At 34.1% G+C, this 17,396-nt stretch carries 15 protein-coding genes, 1 pseudogene and 2 other annotated features; of the genes and pseudogenes, 9 read left to right on the top strand and 7 right to left on the bottom strand.

Annotation, left to right across the window (positions count from 1 at the left end; genetic code table 11):
• The first annotated feature begins 148 nt into the window (after positions 1 to 148).
• Positions 149 to 724, top strand: a complete 576-nt coding sequence (locus tag C568_RS0116095) for a nucleotidyltransferase family protein (protein ID WP_018782126.1) — start codon at positions 149 to 151, stop codon at positions 722 to 724.
• Positions 725 to 774: 50 nt separating this feature from the next.
• Here C568_RS0116095 and C568_RS0116090 read toward each other — a convergent pair whose 3' ends face one another.
• Positions 775 to 1,689, bottom strand: a complete 915-nt coding sequence (locus C568_RS0116090; protein ID WP_018782125.1) for an alpha/beta fold hydrolase — start codon at positions 1,687 to 1,689, stop codon at positions 775 to 777.
• Between the two features lie 120 nt (positions 1,690 to 1,809).
• Positions 1,810 to 3,546 (bottom strand): response regulator, encoded by a 1,737-nt coding sequence (locus C568_RS0116085; protein ID WP_051091460.1) that lies wholly within the window; start codon positions 3,544 to 3,546, stop codon positions 1,810 to 1,812.
• 202 nt (positions 3,547 to 3,748) lie between these two features.
• Between C568_RS0116085 and C568_RS0116080 the strand changes: the two genes are divergently transcribed.
• Genes C568_RS0116080 through C568_RS0116070 form a run of 3 tightly spaced genes read left to right on the top strand, consistent with a single transcriptional unit; the run spans position 3,749 to position 6,323 of the window.
• The gene (locus C568_RS0116080; RefSeq protein ID WP_018782123.1) at positions 3,749 to 4,666 is read left to right on the top strand and encodes an ABC transporter ATP-binding protein; all 918 of its coding nucleotides are present in this window, start codon (positions 3,749 to 3,751) and stop codon (positions 4,664 to 4,666) included.
• Positions 4,659 to 5,591, top strand: a complete 933-nt coding sequence (locus C568_RS0116075) for an ABC transporter permease (RefSeq protein WP_018782122.1) — start codon at positions 4,659 to 4,661, stop codon at positions 5,589 to 5,591. Before C568_RS0116080 ends, C568_RS0116075 begins: the two co-directional genes overlap by 8 nt.
• Positions 5,592 to 5,621: 30 nt before the next feature.
• Complete coding sequence (locus C568_RS0116070) at positions 5,622 to 6,323, top strand: hypothetical protein (protein WP_018782121.1); 702 nt, start codon at positions 5,622 to 5,624, stop codon at positions 6,321 to 6,323.
• A gap of 107 nt (positions 6,324 to 6,430) precedes the next feature.
• On the opposite strand, the gene C568_RS0116065 is transcribed toward C568_RS0116070, so the two are convergent.
• Both C568_RS0116065 and aspS read right to left on the bottom strand, forming a co-directional pair.
• A complete protein-coding gene (locus tag C568_RS0116065) occupies positions 6,431 to 7,771 on the bottom strand; it encodes a sodium-dependent transporter (RefSeq protein WP_018782120.1) in 1,341 nt (446 codons plus the stop codon).
• Positions 7,772 to 7,889: 118 nt separating this feature from the next.
• Positions 7,890 to 8,139 (bottom strand) — a binding site (T-box leader).
• Between the two features lie 164 nt (positions 8,140 to 8,303).
• The gene (gene aspS, locus C568_RS0116060) at positions 8,304 to 9,602 is read right to left on the bottom strand and encodes an aspartate--tRNA(Asn) ligase (RefSeq protein ID WP_018782119.1); all 1,299 of its coding nucleotides are present in this window, start codon (positions 9,600 to 9,602) and stop codon (positions 8,304 to 8,306) included.
• Positions 9,603 to 9,707: 105 nt separating this feature from the next.
• Positions 9,708 to 9,919: a binding site (T-box leader), on the bottom strand.
• 270 nt (positions 9,920 to 10,189) lie between these two features.
• Between aspS and C568_RS0116045 the strand changes: the two genes are divergently transcribed.
• Together C568_RS0116045 and C568_RS0116040 are read left to right on the top strand one after the other, a co-directional pair.
• Positions 10,190 to 10,669, top strand: a complete 480-nt coding sequence (locus tag C568_RS0116045) for a hypothetical protein (protein WP_018782117.1) — start codon at positions 10,190 to 10,192, stop codon at positions 10,667 to 10,669.
• 317 nt (positions 10,670 to 10,986) lie between these two features.
• On the top strand, positions 10,987 to 12,480 hold the full coding sequence (locus C568_RS0116040) for an NAD(P)/FAD-dependent oxidoreductase (protein WP_018782116.1): 1,494 nt from the start codon (positions 10,987 to 10,989) through the stop codon (positions 12,478 to 12,480).
• Between the two features lie 116 nt (positions 12,481 to 12,596).
• On the opposite strand, the gene C568_RS0116035 is transcribed toward C568_RS0116040, so the two are convergent.
• Entirely contained in the window at positions 12,597 to 14,105 is a 1,509-nt protein-coding gene (locus C568_RS0116035) for a M36 family metallopeptidase (RefSeq protein WP_018782115.1), read from the bottom strand.
• A 321-nt stretch (positions 14,106 to 14,426) separates the two neighbouring features.
• On the opposite strand from C568_RS0116035, the gene C568_RS0116030 reads away from it, so the two are divergent.
• Both C568_RS0116030 and C568_RS0116025 read left to right on the top strand, forming a co-directional pair.
• The gene (locus C568_RS0116030; RefSeq protein WP_018782114.1) at positions 14,427 to 15,023 is read left to right on the top strand and encodes a TetR/AcrR family transcriptional regulator; all 597 of its coding nucleotides are present in this window, start codon (positions 14,427 to 14,429) and stop codon (positions 15,021 to 15,023) included.
• Positions 15,013 to 16,098: a DUF418 domain-containing protein gene (locus C568_RS0116025; RefSeq protein WP_018782113.1), complete on the top strand. Its 1,086-nt coding sequence runs from the start codon at positions 15,013 to 15,015 to the stop codon at positions 16,096 to 16,098. The genes C568_RS0116030 and C568_RS0116025 overlap by 11 nt, the downstream gene beginning before the upstream one ends.
• Positions 16,099 to 16,113: 15 nt before the next feature.
• Here the strand turns inward: C568_RS0116025 and C568_RS35490 are convergent.
• Positions 16,114 to 16,369, bottom strand: a pseudogene (locus C568_RS35490) (sensor histidine kinase); the annotation flags it as partial.
• A gap of 165 nt (positions 16,370 to 16,534) precedes the next feature.
• Positions 16,535 to 16,765: a hypothetical protein gene (locus C568_RS0116020; protein ID WP_006094706.1), complete on the bottom strand. Its 231-nt coding sequence runs from the start codon at positions 16,763 to 16,765 to the stop codon at positions 16,535 to 16,537.
• Between the two features lie 332 nt (positions 16,766 to 17,097).
• On the opposite strand from C568_RS0116020, the gene C568_RS36285 reads away from it, so the two are divergent.
• The gene (locus C568_RS36285; protein WP_033794520.1) at positions 17,098 to 17,280 is read left to right on the top strand and encodes a hypothetical protein; all 183 of its coding nucleotides are present in this window, start codon (positions 17,098 to 17,100) and stop codon (positions 17,278 to 17,280) included.
• The last annotated feature ends 116 nt before the right edge of the window (positions 17,281 to 17,396 follow it).

Here is a 17,396-nt window from a genome sequence, read left to right as displayed (position 1 = left end):
TCCTTGATGGTGAGGATCAGTGAATGATACTTCCCACTATGACAGCTCGATTAACAGAAGCAATACTTGATGAAGAGAAAGATATACTATATTCAAAAATTCTTAAATTACTTAAATGAAAAGTTACATTTAACAAGGAGGGGAATGTATGTATATGAAAACAGAACAAGATATTATTAAACTCATACAAAACGATACTTGGATGATGGAAATATTGCAGACAGCAAAATCATTACAACTTCCTGATTGGTGGATTTGTGCTGGGTTTGTTCGTTCTAAAATTTGGGATGTTCTCCATGGATATGAAGTAAGAACACCAACACCAGACATAGATATTATCTATTTTGACCCATTACATATTAGTGAATCCATCGAAGAAAAATTAGAAAATAAGCTTAAAAGTATAGATTCTACTATTCCATGGTCAGTGAAAAATCAAGCTCGTATGCATGTAGTCAATAACATGCCACCTTATTCATCTTCAGTCGATGCAATTTCTAAATTCCCCGAAACAGCGACTGCTCTTGGAGTTACATTAGATGACCAAGATAATATTGTATTAACCGCCCCTTGCGGAATAGAAGATGTTCTCACGTTACAGGTGAAGCCAACACCTCATTTCCTCGAAACGAAAGAGCGCACTAATATGTATAAAAAAAGATTACAAAAAAAGAACTGGCAAAGTAAATGGCCTAACATTACAATCTTCCATCCTGAAATTTAAACATGAAGAAAAAAGGTGCTTCTCATTTTTATGAAGCACCTTTTTCTAATTCACTTCAAAAAATCAATTACCGTTTCTGCAAATTGATTCGCTGCTTCATAATGCGGTGTATGACCACATTCTTCAAAGACTATGACTTTACCATTTTGAGTATCTCTTTGAAATACTTCAATGTGTTTTTCACAAGTTACTACATCGTGTTTTCCTATGATTAGCAACATTGGATTCTCGACATCCTTTAATTTTAATAATAAAGATTGATACATTTCCCCTTCCTCTTTCAATCTTATAAAATGAATTGCGGAACGCTTATAAAACTCTTCCCATTCTCCCTCACTATATAAACTATAATCCGTTTCATCCTCAACGTAATTATATATTTCCATTCTGTTTTCTTCTAATTCATCACTTAATTTCGAATAAGCTTCTAGCAATTCCTCTGGACTAGTATTACTCTCTGCGATAGCTATACATTCTTTTCCCTGCTGTTCTTTCCCATACTCCATTAACAAAGTTCCTGTCTTTTTTAATAACGCTCTACTAGTTAATGCAAAATCAAAAGTTGGCCCTTCAAAAATAATTTTTTGAATAGATTGTGGGTACATTTCTGCATATAACAATGCTAGAAACCCACCAAAGGAATGTCCAATAACAGACCATTTTTCAATTTGTAACATCTTCCTTAGCTCTTCGCAGTCTTCGATAAGATCTTGCAATCCAAATGGCTCTTTCTGTCCAATTTCCTCTGAACGTCCTACCCCACGTTGATCAATGGCAATGAGTCGAAAAGAATCTTGTAATCTATGTGCTTGATGATAGGAAAAATCAAAACACATCTCTCCAGGACCTCCATGAAGATACAATACAGGATGCTTCTCTAGTGATCCATGCATCTCCACATACAACTTTTTCCCGCGTACTTTCACCATTTTACCTTGTAATAGCACCTCTTTTTCTTGTTTCATCTCTTTCTCCTCCTATTTTTTATATTTCGACACCATATACAAATAGGAGGACCACGAATCCGTACATGTTATATATCCGTAACATAATAGTACATTTTCTCATCCTCCATTTCAAATTTTTTATAGAAAAGCTTCATCCAATGCTTTTTTTACAGCTTCTCCCCTTCCTGATACTTGAAGTTTCATATAAATTGAAGAAGCGTAATTTCTTACAGTTCCTTCCGATAAGAATAGCTTTGCTGCAATTTCTTTATAGCGAAGCCCTTCTTTGAGACAACCTAATACGTCCATTTCACGAGGAGTCAATTCATAAGGAGGCTTTTTCGGCATTGGACTATATTCTTTAAATAAGCGAGTCGCCACGTCCTGAGATAGCATTGTCCCACCTAAATGTACTAATCGAATAGCCGCTACTAACTCTTCTGGTTGAACAGATTTAAGTACATATCCCTCTGCTCCCGCTTCAATCGCTTCTGAAACACTAGAAGTTTCTTCAAAAGTTGTAACCATAATTATTTTAGTATCTGGCCACCTATTTTTGATTTTCTTCATTGTTGTAATCCCATTCATCTTAGGCATTTGTATATCCATAAGAACAACATTTGGCTGCCTTTCTTCACATTGCTTTAAGGCTTGTGCCCCACTATTCGCAACCGATACGCGAAAACCGTATTTATCCAATAAAAGTTCTAAGCTATCTGAAATGATAGGCTGATCATCTACTACTAATATATGAATCTTATCTTGGGCAAATGATTCTTCTTTATGTAAGGTCGGAATCAAACAAGTCACAATTGTTCCTGTATCCTTAGTGGAATCAATACTCAAATTTCCATGATATTCACTTAGGCGTTCTCTCATTCCCGATAAACCAAAACCCTCCTGCATAACTTCCATGCCTATACCGTCATCTTGTATTTGAAGCATCACATAATTTTTATGATATTGTAAAAGAACTTGTATCGTTTCTGCTCCCCCATGTCTTGTTGCGTTTGTCATTGCCTCTTGTAAACACCGACAGAAAGCTCTCTTCAGTTTTTTAGCCATTGGATAATATTCTCCAACCGTACGGAAAACAACATGAACATTTGTATTACTTTTAAACTCTTCTATTAAGTTCAATAAAGACACATCTAGATTTGATTCCTCTTGAGGATCCATTTCATGAACCTGTCTTCGAATATTATCTAATGCAGATCGTGATATATCTAATATTTCTTGTAATTTTTCCTCTCCCTCCTTGGTTGCTAGATGTGGTCGTAATGTTTCCATACTCAATATAACCGAAGTAAATTTATATCCTATCGTATCATGTAATTCTCTTGCCATTCTATCCCTTTCCTCAAGCAAAGTTATTCTTTCTACTTGGGACGAATATTGTTCTAAAATTGCATTCTTATCTTTAATCAATTTCAGTTTTTTCTTAATAGCATCCATAGAATAAACAACTCTTTGTAGTAAATGACCTACGCCATATATAAAGAGAACATCAAATATACTTAGAAGCAGCTTATTTCGATCAAACCCGAAATTCAAGAAAACTCCCAATACACAGATAATTATCATTGCAGGTAATGCATAGAAATTTACTTTTCCACGACAAAAAAATGCAAGCGTTAAAATTGCAGGAGATAAAAACTGAGCCAAATGATATGTATATGCAAAATAAAGCGAAAGTCCACCTACTAAGATAATTTCTGTTACTACATATAATTCACTTTGTAATTTATATAATATGACAGGTATGACATAAGACAGAAATGTACTTATAAAAACAATCTCAAGTGGAAAGTTTGGATTATCTTGATATGTCAAAGTAACAATTGCAACAATCCAAGTGATCCGAATAAGTATCATTACCCATTCCTGCCAAAGTAACTTATTTTTTATGTCATTCAACTTTCATATACCCCCTATCAAGATGAATATTATACATATCCCCTATTTTTCCATTTTCATCATAGCAAGGTTATGACACTTTGTCACTGCCTTATATTACATTCTTTTTGCTATGTTAGTAGCCGAAACATGTCACTAATATTAAGGGAGTGAACAAAATATGTGTATTTTAAAAGTACAGAACTTAACTAAGAAAATTGGAAGGCGCACACTCGTTAATCAATTATCATTTGATGCTCGAAAAGGAGAAATTCTTGGTCTTCTAGGCCCAAATGGTGCTGGAAAATCCACTACAATTAAAATGATTGTTGGCTTAATCTCCAAAACCAGTGGAACAGTCACAATTAACAAAAAAGACACAAGCAAAGACTTTAAAGAAGCTATGAAACATATTGGAGTGATTGTTGAGAATCCTGATTTATACAAATTTTTATCTGGCTATGATAACCTACTTCACTTCTCTAGAATGACACCTAATATTCCAAAAGAACGTTTAGATGTGGTTGTTTCTTTAGTTGGGTTGGAAAAAAGTATTCATAATAAAGTTTCCACTTATTCTTTAGGAATGAAACAGCGGCTTGCTCTTGCAATTGCTTTGGTACACAAACCTGCCCTTCTCATTTTAGATGAACCTACAAATGGATTAGACCCTCAAGGAATTAGAGATTTAAGGTTTCATTTAAAACAACTAGCTACAGACGAAAATGTAGCAATTGTTGTTTCAAGCCATCTAATGGCCGAAATGGAAATGATGTGTGATCGCATCGTTATTATAGACAAAGGAGATTTAATTGGTATACATGATATAAAAGATATTACGAAAGAACAGATACAAGCTGTACGATTTGAAGTAGACCGAACAGACTTAGCAATCCCACTCTTACAAAAATCAGTAATAGGTGAAGAAATCATAACAAATCAAAATGTCATTACGATCAAAATAAGTAAAGAACATATACCTGAAATTTGCGATACATTAGCCAAAAATGGAGTGAATGTTTATGGTGTTCAAACCATTAAAACAACTTTAGAAGACAAATTTATTGAAATGACTGGAGATGGAGTGCACAATGATTAATCTAATAAAAAATGAAAATATGAAAATTTTCAAACGAAAAAGAACTTGGATTATGATAGGTGTTATGGTTGTATTTATTTTCATTCAATTCCTAAACGTAAAGCTTTCCAGCCAAGTTAATTATGGGGATGACTGGAAGACATCTCTTATTGAAGAAAATGCATTACTTCAAGTTGAAAAAGAATCTCTAAAATTACCTATTGAAAAAATAGAAAATGAAAAAAAACTTTTACTAAATAATTATTACATTGACAGTAATATAAAACCAACAAACAATGCATGGTTCTTTACGATTGGACAAAGTACAAATTTTTTAATAGCTATCTCCATTCTTACACTCATAATAGCTGGTGAAATTGTTGCAAGTGAATTTCAATCCGGTACAATTAAATTTTTATTAACACGAACCGCTACTCGCACACAAATATATTTTTCTAAATATATTTCTACTTTATTATTTGGATTTTTCTTAATCGTAATGACGTTCCTTCTTTCCATTCTATTTAGTGGCATTCTTTTAGGCTTTGATGGAATAAATGGTGAATACTTATTTGTCAAAGATCATGCCGTTCAAAAAACAAGCTTCCTTCAGGCACTAATTGGTAGCTTATTATTTAAGATTCCTTACTTAATTATTGTTGCAACTTTAGCATTTATGATTTCAGCGGCGTTTAAAAGCACTACATTCTCTATCGTATTTTCTCTTTTAGTAGCAATTGCAGGTTTTGTCATGAGTATCTCATTAAAAGGTTTCAGCTGGACAAAATATTTCATCTTCTCTCATACGGATTTATCAAGTTTCGTATATGAGAATCCCCCTGTAGAGGGCATGACTTTCAGTTTTTCTATACTATTTATCTTAATTCATATATTCATCATGCATGGAATTGCATATCCCATATTCGTAAAAAAAGATGTCGCTTAAATTTTTTATTAAAGACTGGAGGAAAATACATTGAAAAAAAGATGGATTAAATTCTGTATATTAATAACTCTTATACTTACTGGTTGTTCAAATTCCGAAAGTAAAACAAAAGAACAACAACTGGAGCTATCCGCTACTGATGTTAAAACGTTAACATTAGATAACCGTAACGGCAATATTGATATATCAACAAATCCTAAATCAGATAAAATAGAGGCTTCTATTACTGCAAAGGCTAAAGGTATCAGCATGGATAAATTAAAACTAGGTCTTTCAGCCAAAAATGGAATTGCAACTTTAAACACTTCTTTTGATGGACAATTTTTTAGCAATAGCGGAACTTGGGTTGATGTCAAACTATCATTACCTAAAAACATAAAAGTTGAATTTAAAAAAACTCATAGAGACGGCGATATCAAAGTCTCTAACCTCGATTCAGATATAAATATACTTAATGTCAACGGTAATATTGACATTTCCAACGTTAATGGAACTGTAAGTGTAACAAATAGAGATGGAAATGTAGATATTGTGCATACAAAGTCTGACATTAATCTTGATAATAACAACGGAAAAGTTGTTATTAAGGATATAAAAGGATCTATAAGAGCCAAAATTGGTGATGGTTCAGCCGCTATCAATAATATTGAAAAGAATGTTACCATCTTAGGTGCTAAAAGCGATAAAATAAAAGTAAATAATGTTAAAGGGAAAATAACTTTTAATAAATAAAATTGATTTACTTATACAGGATAAAAACCAACCGCATTTTTTAATAATTCGGTTGGTTTTTTCCTTAAATACACCTTAATAATTTCTGAATATTCAATTATTTAATTTCAAATAATCCCAATCACATTCAAAAAGACAATGACAATCGCAATCGGAGCGACAAATCGAAGCAAGAATACCCAGCAAGTGAACAATGCTTTCCCGTAATTACCGCCAACAAAAAATTCTGCTTCTAATACCTTTTTCTCCATTTTAAATGAGACGAAAATAATAATAAACAAAGCTCCAAGTGGCATTAAAATATTACTAGATAAAAAGTCTACCGCATCAAAAATATTTTTACCAAAGATTGTAATATCATTCCATACACCAAATGAAAGTGCAGATGGGATACCAACTAAGAAAATTAAAAATCCAATGATCCATGACAATTTCTTTCTTCTTTCCTGCTGTCCATTCGCTAGTGCTGAAACAACCGTTTCAAATAGTGAAAACGCAGATGTTAACGTTGCAAATGTGAATAGTGCAAGAAATACTGTTAAGAAAAAGCTACCAAATGGAATTTGACTAAAAACTGAAGGTAACACAATAAATAGTAACCCTGGTCCTTCTGTCGGTTCCATTCCTAGTGAAAATACTGCTGGGAAAATAGCTAGACCAGCGAATAAAGAAACAAATAAGTTTAGTCCAACAATTGTTACCGCTGAGCGTGGCAAACTTTCTTTTTTATTTAAATAAGAACTATACGTGACCATGATGGATATCCCAATGCTAATAGCAAAGAATGATTGCCCCATTGCAAACAAAATACTTTCTGATGTGATTTTTGAGAAATCAGGCTGTAAGAAGAATTTGACTCCTTTCATCGCATCATCAAGTGTTAAGGAGCGTACAATAAGAGCAACAAACAGAACGAACAATGCTGGTAACATATATTTACTCGCTTTTTCGATTCCATTTTGTACCCCTTTTGATACAACCCAAATCGTAATAAACATAAAAGCAAAATGGCCAACAATTGCCCAAACCGGATCCCCAATTGTTTCTGTAAATAGTGAACTATAATTTTGCTGCGGTGTAATCAGTTGTCCAGTTATCCCTCTGAATAAATAGATTAATACCCAGCCACCAACAACACTATAAAATGATAACAAAATAAAACAAGTTCCAACGCCAAGACGTCCAATCCAATGCCAGCCTGTATTTGGTGCGATACTTTTAAATGCTCCGATTGCTTGTTTTTGTGTACTGCGCCCTATCATAAATTCAGCTACCAATAACGGAAGACCTATTAATACCGTAAACAATATAAAGATTAAAAAGAATGCTCCTCCCCCGCTCTTTCCAGCAATATAAGGAAACTTCCATATTGCTCCAAGCCCAATTGCAGATCCTGCTGCAGCCATTATAAATCCTAATTTCGAAGTCCACTGCTCCGTCTGTTTCATCCTATTTTCCTCCTAATTACATCTTTTTATATTAATAAATAAATATTATTAACCAATCCAAATAAACCCTCCATTTCTTCCTATATATAATAAAAAAATGGCCCAGCATCTCTTTATATAAAGAGACGCTAAGCCATTTACTTAACGCGGTACCACCCTTATTGATTCCATTATGAATCCACCTTAGCAGTAATCGTTTGATTACAAACCTGTTATCGAAGGTTAACCGTTAAGATTTACTAAGAATTAGACTTCTGTTCCACCTTACTGCTCCTAGGCGAGTTCAGGATGTCATTTGACTATGTCACACCAACCCATAGCTCTCTGTACAAACACATGACCTTACTACTCCTATTCAACGCACTCTAATATTCTGAATATAATTTCTTTTGAAATTACTACGAATTATATCGGTTATATTTATGACTGTCAAGTAAGTTATTTATTTTTTTATCGAAAGAAAGAAACTTAACTGTACAAATTTCTATCACTAAAAAAGAATCTTCGCAACAAGCGCGAAGATTCTTTTTCTTTATGGCACGAGACGCGTACAATCTCTCGGAAATGCACTCGCTTCTCTCACATTTGATAGTTCTAAAAACTTATATACAAGCCTTTCTAACCCAATCCCAAAACCACCATGAGGCGGACATCCATATCGGAATGTATTAATATAAGACTCGAAGTTTTCTGGCTGTAACCCTTTTTCTTTAAAAGAAGCAAGTAACATACGATACTCATGAATTCGCTGCGCACCTGATGTAATCTCTAATCCTTTATATAATAAGTCAAAAGAATCCGTAACAGCTTGATTTTCTTTATTCGGCATCGTGTACATCGGTCTCGCTTCTTTCGGATAATGTGTGATAAAGACAAAATCACTACCGTATGTTTCCTTCACATATTTTCCAACTAGTTTTTCCCCTTCTGTATCTAAGTCGCTTGCTGGTGATTCTTTTCGGTACTTTGTTTTTAAAATGCTCTGCGCCTCTGCAAGTGTAATCTTTGGAATTTCTGTAATTATAGGAACCGTAACTTGCAAGAGCACTAATTCTTTTTCACATTTCTGTCCTACTTGTTCAAACATATAACGTAAAACATCTGCCTCTAATGCCATCACTTCATAAAAGTCTTCAATAAAACCCATCTCTACATCTAATGATATATATTCATTCAAATGACGAGAAGAGTTATGATGCTCAGCTCGATAAACAGGAGCAATTTCAAAAACAAGTTCAAAACCACCTGCTACCATCATCTGTTTATAAAACTGAGGAGATTGAGCTAAATATGCCTCTTTCTGAAAATAAGGGAGTTTAAAAACATTCGCTCCCCCTTCTGCTCCTTGAGAAACGATTTTCGGCGTAAATATACGTGTGAAATCGTTCTCTATTAAAAATTCACTAAATGCCTGTACGAGCGTAGATTGAATCGTAAAAATGGCTTGTATCCGTTCATGCCGAAGCGATATGACGCGCTCATTCAACATTTGATCTAAACCAACTTGCAGCTTTCTTTTATTCACTTCAAAAGGAAGTGGCTCAGCAGTATTTAACACTTTTACTTCTTCTACAAGCAGTTCCACACCTAATTCTGTTTTTGTGGTTTCCACAAGTTCGCCAATAATTTGAACAACACTTTCTACGTCTACTTTATATCCCGCTAATTCTTTTTCTAACACGCATTGAATAACACCTGTTCGGTCACGTAATAATAAAAAACTGATATTCCCCAAATGCCGAATTTTTTTCACCCAACCTTGTAGTAAAACCACCTTTTTACTACATGTTTTACATTCACGAACGAGTGACCGCTTCATTGATTGATCCATTATTGTTTCCTCCTATATTTTCATATTTATTTACATTATTGTTATCATCATCATCATCCACGGCCACTCACCTCCTTTCAAAGAATACAAAAATCCGCCCCTATAAATAGGGACGGATTTTTCCGCGGTACCACCCAAATTGTCATACTGACCATCTTAAACCTGATAACGGTAGGTACCGTTTGCTTTTACTAACCTTCACGTTCAAAGCAACGCTCACAGGTGTCTTTCCATCATGCGGTATCGCAATCTTTTCAGCAGTTGATCGCTCTCTGGAGACCCTTACATCATGTACTTTTCCTGTTCATCACTTTTTATATTTACAGAGTATTCTATTCCTTTAAAAGAGAAAATGCAAGGTGTTTTTTCATTATTTTCTGATTTTAATTTCAAATCCATTCTGAAACAATTTCTTCTAATGTCATTCCTCGCGAATCTTTCACTAAAACAACATCAGTTTGATTTGCCACTTCTTCAAGTTCTTTTGCATCATGACTTTCCCTCCCACTCAGAAAGAAACTATTTCATTACATAACAATTTGTTTTCCTAGGCATATTATTAGTAAATTTCTTCTGGAGGTCTATACATGAGAAAAATTATAAGTTTCTTACTCTTACTATTATGCATGATAATGACAAATCAAGCATACGCCTATTCCCCACAATCATTACCCATCTCACAGAATTCAAAACAATGGAAAGTACATATTGACGAAGTAAAGAAAACAGACAAAAACATGTTACAACCTAAAAAAGATGTTTTTCACACGTATCACTTCTCAGTACAAAACATTGGAAAAGATGAAGTATATAACGTACAAGTGGAAGTATTCCGAAATGAACCAAACACGGAAACAAAATATGAACTCTTTTCTTTAAAAGAAGCTCGATTAGCAAGTGGGAAAACAGGGTTTGAACATGCAAATTTTCCTGTTTCCGTAAAAACAAACGAGGTAGATGTCATGATTACATGGCAAGAACATCCTTTCCGTGCAATGCGAAATGGTCAAAAAGTTGAGGGAAGAAAGTTTAAAGAGCATTTTGTTTTTAAGGAATCTCAAAAATAAAATTCTTCTACAAGATTAGAAAAGTTTTCTTGCAATAATCATATCTGTATCTTCAAACTTATAAAACAAATATATTAAATGTAAAATTGCGTTGGTCTTTCTAAAAAATATGAGGAAAGAATGACGCTTTTTTGTATCATTCTTTTTCCCTTTAAAAACTCTAACTACCTTTCAACTTCCTAGTGTGGCTCCATTAAATGACCTTAATGCAGAATATTCAATTTAGCAAGCAGGAAAAACCTCAGTCAATCACTAATAACCAGTGTGGAATGAAAAATACTGATTAAAATTCACCTGATAAATGGAGGTTGAAAATTATGACTCATACCAACTATGCACTAACAACAGGAAAAACAGAACGAGCAATTATCATTGGGGGTGGTATTGGAGGGTTACTAACTGCAAGAGTACTTTCTACCTACTATAAAGAAGTGCTTATAGTCGATAAAGATACTTTTCCAGAAAGACCTGACAACCGTCCTGGTACTCCACAAACCTTCCATCCACATCGTTTTACCCAGCGTGGTAAATTAATTACAGAACGACTCTTTCCAGGCTATGAAAATGATTTAGCAGCACAAGGTGCACCCTCAGTACTAAATAAAACCATCCATAACATGAATCAATATGGCACGATAGAAATGCAATATCCACGGAATGATGTCAAATTCAGTAGAGCTTTGCTTGAATGGACACTTCGTAAACAAGTACAAAAAATTTCTAATATTAGTTTTCTCACAAATCATAACGTAATTGGTTTATTAATGACGATTGATCAAACAACTGTTACAGGAGTCCAAGTCTCAGAACGCGGAAAATCTGAACAAGTACGAACACTAAATGCTGATTTGATAGTTGATGCTAGTGGTCGTTCCTCTAAACTCGTAAATTGGCTTCAAGATCAGGGTTATGATGTGCCAGATTCAGATCGCTTGAAAGTCTCCCTTGGATATAGTACTCGCCGCTATAAGGTTCCCTCCCACCTACTACATCTCACAGAAAAATGGGACACAATCAATATTGCAGGGCAGCCAACTAAAGAAACTTTTACAGGCGTCTTTTCCTTTATTGAAAATAATATAGCCGAAGTGCTAATCTATCGTCCTGGTGGACATTATCCTCCTACAAATGCCGAAGAGTTTGAGCAGGCTATTTCCCAGCTCCCAAGTCCGATAATTGGCGAAATTTTGCACGAGTTTGAACCAATATCCTCTCCTCGGAGTTATCGTGTTCCAGAACTGTTTCGTCATCACTTTGAACAAATGGATCGATGGCCCTCTGGATTGTTAGTCTTGGGAGACGCATTCTGTATTTACGATCCAATTTTCGGTCAAGGAATGACCGTTGCTGCAATTGAAGTAGAAGTACTCGAGTCTTGCTTGCAAGAACAACAACATAACCCTATCCCTCATTTCGAACAAAGAGTTCTCAAAAAAATGCAAGATGTAATCGAACCAGCTTGGTGGCTCAATTGTGCTACTGATTTGCAGTGGAAAGGTGTCGAATATGTGAGTTCACAGCAATTGAAAGGGATTTCTTTTGGCCAAAAATATATGGATTTATTTCTTAAATATGCCACAACCGAGCGTGATTTCAAATTATACGGAATGTATTGGGCAGTAAACTCATTAGCAATCTCACCACATACTATATTTGACCCACAGCTAGTAACTACCATTCTCACTTCATCTACTGAAGGACAGCGCTTCCTTGATGAACTCTTGCTAGCCCATGACCAATCATTAGATGTAGTATTAAATCAAATTGTACCTACTTTCTCTCAGACAGCCTTTGCGTCAGTAAATCAATAAATCTGGAAAACTCCTAGATGACTGGATAGGTAATTTTTGATAGTAAATACAAATAATAAAGAAACCCTGGCATAATCGGTGTTATGCCAGGGTTTCTTTATTATTCATTCATATTCTTAATTTGTACTAATTCCTCTTGCCGCCCAAATCTGATCAATTTCCGCCGCGTGTTGTCCACCATATAGAAGAGCATCTGCTTGTTTAATCGCTTTTGCCCCATCACGGAATTTAGCATTTGGCGTTAATGACCAGTGCGATTGTAAAATGATTTTTGTGGCTACATCACGCCCAAAGGATTGTGCCATTTCATACTCTCCTTGGGACCAAATTTCTCCGTCTGCATGTACTTCATTTTGCACATCTCTTGGGTACACCTTATTATTATCTAATCGACGCAAACATGTTGGATTTGAACTTGAATAAGAAGTCGCATCCCATTCTCCTACACATGCTTTTCCATATCCTGTAGTTGATGTAGCATCTTCATAAGTTGCACCTAAGAAATCTCCAAATCCCTCTCCCATCGCCCCACCTTCTGGAGAACTACCAAAGCCCGGAACTTGATTATCTTGAATCGAATGCCCATATTCATGTGCGATGATTCCTGCATCTTCAGCATCATCTACTCCACCAGTTCCAAATGTTAAATCTTTTGTTGACGGGGAATAGAAAGAATTATCATCTCTCGTTCCGTTCACATTTACTTTAATAGAGCGATTGTTAATGTTCTTAAATCCTATTTGCTGGATATAACGTTGTAAAGTATCGATATGATAATATGCCATTACATCTTCAAAACTATCATTTGAACGTGTGTAATTAAATTGAAGAGTTGAAGATTTTGTTTTTGCCTTTGAAGAAATTGTGACATAATCTCCAACTAAAAAGCCTGTTCCATTTAAGCCTTTTAAAGTAACTGTTTTTAATTGATTATTTAATGCTGCTGAATCTGCATCATTATTATCCTTTAATCCAGTTACACTACCACTTGTTACGACAGGATTCGGCAAAAACACTTTCCCTGTTCCCTCCGCTTTACGATTTATATCTACCTTTTTTAGTAGTTTTCCATTTTCAGCGTCAATGAATGTTTCCCATGCACCAAATGGTTGATTGGAGTGAACTACAACTCGGTATACAGGAATGGCAACTCCCTCTTCAATGATATACCCGAATTCTTTCATTGTTGGAGCCCATAAATTTTGTTCACTTTCTCCACCAACATATACCTTTGATTTTTGCTCTGCATCTTTTTCACTAATTTTTTGCTTTATTTCTTTCACATTTTGAACAGGCTGATAATCAGAAACAGCAAGCACCCCTTGTCCTTTTCCATTAAGAGTCACGGTTATTTGTTTTGAAAATACAGGGGAACCATTTACTACTTGTTGAAATCTAACATATGAAGCTACCTGTGTATCAGTAGTTGAAATATACTGTAAGTCTGATAAATCTGTCTTTAATGAATATTGCGCGGCATTCGCTTTTAAATATTCGGCTGCTTTTTCCTGAGGAGAATACCTGTCTATCTTTACTTGTTTCTCTTCTACCGCTGAAACAACCGATACTGTACCTAACACTAACGGTATTGCTGTAGCAATTGCTACCATCCTTTTTTTGAACATTAGAATCACTCTCCACTCTCTTAATAAATTTTGAATGTACGAGTAATTCTATAAGATCAATTATATTACCTTTATCTTTTTTATATTAATACAGAAAGTAATATTTTCTCAATATTTGTTTATCAAAATGATAAATACTTTCGAAAGATATTATTCGCTATGGATATTAAGCAGAAATGTTTGTTTTTAATTAGACATTTACCAGTCGTAACTCATATGGTGGCAATAAAAAAACGGGCTATTTTCAACCTAACGATAGGTTGAAAAGTGTTTTGATGCATGCTATTCTGAATTTGATCTTACATGTTAGGAGGCTCAATTATGAGTAAAAGTGAGGAAACCCTTTCTGCAATAATCGAGGCAAGCTATCGTTTATTCGCAGAGCACGGAATCGCTAAGACCACATACACAATGATTGCCGAGGAAGTCGGAATCGCAAAACCATCTATTTATTATTACTTCAAATCTAAAGATGCGTTAATCGAAGGCTTATTTGATGAGCTATGTCAGGCAGTTCAATTTTCAACCTTCTTTAAGACTGATGAATTTACAAAAAACAATTTTATTGAAAAATGTATTGAAATTGGTGTAAACATAATCGATGAACAAGATAAAGATCCTTATTTTAACCGTGTCCTACAAGAATACTTGTTACTTGCATCTAGAAATAACAATTATAATGAACGGCTCCTTTCCATACAAAGAGAATATTTAAAGGGATTTGAAGCACTTCTTACTAAAGCAAATTCATTGCAACTTATTGAGGATGATAACCTGACAGCCAAAGCTCATATGCTCGCATTGGTGCTTGATAATATCGGGAATTTCATGATGTTTGATACAAACATGGATTATAAACAAATATGGATTGAAGCTGTGCATAGCATATTTAAAGGACGTGTTTCCCATGGAAATTAAAAGAAGAATTATTGGATTAGATTTTGCTAGAGCATGGGCTATGTTTGGAATGCTAATTGTTAATTTCATGGTTATAACCGGGGCTGAAGGTAATGGCCCTCCATGGTTAATAGCCTTTATGTCACTATTTGAGGGTCGCGCTTCTGCTCTATTTGTCATACTTGCAGGTATAGGAATCTCCCTTATGACTAAATCATCCGTTTCTAGTAGTAATCCAATTAAAATTATGGCTAGTCGAAAAATGATTTGGAAGCGATCGTTGTTCTTATTTGTATTAGGCTTATTGTTATACACAATCGACTGGACAGGTGATATATTACACTACTACGGCGTGTATCTCTTTATTGCAGCCTTCTTCATTACAATAAATAAAAAGATATTGCTTTGGTTATCGATACTCATTTTACTCATTGCACAATACCTCCAATTAACCTTTAATGCCTTTGAAGGCTGGGGAGGCCCCATTCCTTTTATAAACTATATAGATTTCTGGTCAGTAAAAGGATTCCTCCGTAATTTATTCTTTAACGGCTACCACCCTATTTTCCCATGGTTCTCGTTCTTCTTAGTTGGTATGCTGATTGGACGAATGGATCTTCATAATAATAAAATTAGAAAAAAACTATTAATAATCAGCCTAATCATTTCAACAACTGCTGAATTGTTGTCAAAAGTATTGACTCATTTTTTCATCCCCTATATCGGAAAAGAATCCTCTACCTTTTTATTTAATACAGGACCTATTTTACCAAACATTTTATACATCTTATCTGCCACCGGATCTGCTTTAATAATCTTGATCCTTTGCTTATTTATTACTGAGAGGTATGAAAAAAATTGGTTTATTGGGGCCATCGTTAAAACCGGACAATTAACTTTAACTCATTATGTAAGTCACGTCATTTTAGGCATCGGAACATTGATCCTTTTACACAGACTTGAAAATCAATCTTTATCTTTCGTATTAATATTTGCCATTTGTTTCTTCATTTTTAGTATATTATTTAGTATTTTATGGAGAAATAAATTTTCTAGAGGACCTATAGAGTGGGTTATGAGAAAAATCACTGGATAAGTTATTAATTTATCACTCTATTTTTCCATATATAGGGGAATACTGTATAACATTATGTAATAAATTACTGATAACACATACTATTTTACATGGCATAATCCAAAGTTGAGGTAATGTATTGGAGACTTACACTTTTAACTCGATACGTTTGTCCGTTAATAAGACCGAATGAGCTTCTAATACCTCTTAACAGAGCTCTGTCCGCATGTGTTAAACTTGGATGAAAAGCTCCTTGTCCACTTTCTAACTTTGAAAGATCAAATAAATTGTTGTATTTCTTTTAAATAATAATAGTTAATTCATGCTTGATTTGAATAAGCATCTCAATAGTAATGAGATGCTTTGTTTTTGTCTGAGGAAATCATCAGTTTCTTTATTCATAACGTTCCTAAAATCGCTTCTGTATGATTGACTGACAGATGTTCCATGATGTTAATTAATATTGTTTAACGTCATTTGGTCGATTACAATCCATCTTTTTCTTCTCAGCTTCTTCTATATTCCATTCATCTCCCCAAAAAAGTGTAACTGTATCTTCAGCTTGCAAATTTTGATAAGCGTCTACTCTCTCTGTAACCCCATTATCAATTATATTTAACTCATCATTTAAGTTAATTATTGAAGGTTCAAATTCCTTTTCTGAATCATTTCGTTTATTAGTAGTCATACAACATCTCTCCTGTATAATGAAATACTTACCATACACAACGATAGTATTTCTATTTTATGTAAGCTTATACCTTTACGAACACTTGATTACGTATCTGTATGAATTATTTAAGGGCGCAACATATTTGTACCAGAGCCACTAATCGTATAGTATACATGTACTTTCAGATAGATAAGCAATGTTTATGCGCACATAAAAAAGGAAGAGAATTTTTATAATTCTCTTCCTTTTTAAGTAGGGAAACTTTCATGTTCTTTAGTTATTCAGTTCATCGAAAAATGCTGTAGAATTTACCCTTTCTATTATAACAATATAAAATATAAATAAATTTGAAATATTACATATTGAAATGTATTTATATTGTTATAAGTACTTTCTATAATAATGGTATAAACATTTATCACATCTTACAAGAAAGAGGAGGAAATAATATGGAAATCGCAATGGCAGTTTTGAAATTTGTAGATGGAGTACTTCCATTAGTTCAAGAACTTTTAAAAGCATTTTTGTAAGTTTATCATTCAGCCATTATTTATAAGGATTATCATACTTTTGTTTTATAAGGTAAAATAGCATTTTTGTTTAAATTTATACACAGTTTATATACAATTCAGACACATTTAACATG

The organism is Bacillus sp. 95MFCvi2.1 (genome assembly GCF_000374965.1).
In the GTDB taxonomy this organism is placed as follows: Bacteria; Bacillota; Bacilli; order Bacillales; family Bacillaceae_G; genus Bacillus_A; species Bacillus_A pseudomycoides.
Note: the sequence above shows the minus strand (reverse complement) of the source record. Positions and strands in the feature narration are given on the sequence as shown.